This is a genomic window from Kocuria himachalensis (genome assembly GCF_054784195.1).
The window spans coordinates 1-1,511 of the sequence record NZ_BAAGPL010000068.1; the positions used below are offsets into that span (position 1 = coordinate 1).

3 protein-coding genes are annotated in these 1,511 nt (G+C 65.5%); 1 reads left to right on the top strand and 2 read right to left on the bottom strand.

Features of this window, described 5'->3' with window-relative positions:
* Nucleotides 1-445: hypothetical protein (locus tag ACYVM4_RS18670; protein WP_460669532.1), on the bottom strand; the 445-nt coding region annotated here is incomplete at its 3' end.
* A gap of 10 nt (nucleotides 446-455) precedes the next feature.
* Nucleotides 456-725, bottom strand: a complete 270-nt coding sequence (locus tag ACYVM4_RS18675) for a helix-turn-helix domain-containing protein (RefSeq protein ID WP_095651506.1) — start codon at nucleotides 723-725, stop codon at nucleotides 456-458.
* 127 nt (nucleotides 726-852) lie between these two features.
* Between ACYVM4_RS18675 and ACYVM4_RS18680 the strand changes: the two genes are divergently transcribed.
* Nucleotides 853-1,488: a DUF6668 family protein gene (locus ACYVM4_RS18680; RefSeq protein WP_460669533.1), complete on the top strand. Its 636-nt coding sequence runs from the start codon at nucleotides 853-855 to the stop codon at nucleotides 1,486-1,488.
* Nucleotides 1,489-1,511 lie beyond the last annotated feature (23 nt).

A 1,511-nucleotide genomic window follows, 5' to 3' on the forward strand; every position in this document is an offset into this window, starting at 1 on the left:
AATGGGGGACATCGGCTTCGGGAAGCGTCTGCGGGGTCTCCGCATCGATGGAAGGCTCCGCGGGCTGGTGTTCGCTCAGGTCAGCGGTTGGTTCAGTGGCCGCTACCGGGCGTGTCGTCTGTTCAGGCTCCGGTACGAGGTCGTCGACTGTGACAACTCGTGAAGAGCCTCCACGGGAGGGTCGTTTCTTGGCCGAGGCACTGGCATCTGCTGTCACGGATCCGTCTGCGGCGACGATCAGTCGCGTCTCCGGCTCGGTCACCGAGGCCGGGTCGATGGCCGTCAGTTTGACCGGTCGCCCCAGGTCATCGGCGATAGAGACGACGTGGGCGATGGCTGCCGGCATCGAGGCGAACTCGTAGGGGACCCGGTCGATCGTCACCTCCACGCTGTCGTCTGCGGCGATCCTGGCCGTGCAGACCGGCCGCTCCAGTGCCTGAGCCATGCTGTGCTCCCTACTCCTCGTTCGTGTGCGCCCCGTCATTGTCGGTGGAATGGGGGACGTTGTACTGAGAGCGAAGGTGTTCCTTGATGTCGTCACGCAGGATCAGCCAGGTCTTGCCGAGCTTGATCGCCGGCACGATGCCGTCGCGCAACCAGCGGTAGGTGATGGTGCGATCACCGAGTCCGAGCACCTGCGCGAGCTGGTCGACGGTCAGCCGCTCGGGCAGGCCCTCGAAGAGCCGGTCCAGCGCGTCAGACACGACGATCACCTGCGCCCTCATACTGGGCACTGTACACAGTAATACTCGTTTGTTGTCTAGTGTTGTTTAACATTGCTAATCCTCTCTCAGTGTTGTCTAATGCACATAGGGTCCAGTCTATTGGAGGCCCTGCAAGCGAGGAGGTGTGATGGACAACCGTTGGGCTGAGTTGGTATCGCCCTCCACCCAGGAGCAGACCCGCCCGATCTTCGAAGACGTCACCGAGGAGACCGTCACGGTCTTCCGCGGCGCCTCAGGTCCCCAGCGAGGCGTGGCCGGTCTTTCCGAGGACGAGGGGCGACTGGGGCGGTTTTTCACCACCGCCCATGACGTGTTCTGGCTCGGTGTCCACGGTGGGGCCGGGGAGTCCGTGCTGGCTGAGCTGCTCGGCGGGACCGCTTGCCACCACCGGTGGCCCGCCCGCCCAGATGAGGAGACCCAGCACGCCCCCGCGTCGGTCTTCCTCGTGGCCCGGCAGAACAAGCGGGGCCTCGACGCCGCCCGTCTCGCTGCCCGCGACTGGGCGGCCGGTGCCCACCCCGATGTCGATCTCCAAGGCCTGGTCCTGGTGGCTGATGCCCCAGGCCGCCCCCCGAAGTCCCTGGCCGCAGCGACCCGGGTGATCTCCGGCGGTGTCCCCTCCACCTGGGTGGTGCCCTGGATCGAAGAGCTCCGGCTCACCGGGACCGTGGACTGGGAATCCATGGCCCGGGAGCCGAGAAAAGTCCTCACCGCCCTCGGTGAGGCAGCCGATGAAGCAACTTCTGAGAGGACCCCCCAATGATCGACCTCGTACTTGCCACCCAG

Bases quoted from the DNA above. Each gene is read 5' to 3' on its own strand.
- ACYVM4_RS18675 (WP_095651506.1), bottom strand. From the start codon at position 725: ATGAGGGCGCAGGTGATCGTCGTGTCTGACGCGCTGGACCGGCTCTTC.
- ACYVM4_RS18680 (WP_460669533.1), top strand. From the start codon at position 853: ATGGACAACCGTTGGGCTGAGTTGGTATCGCCCTCCACCCAGGAGCAG.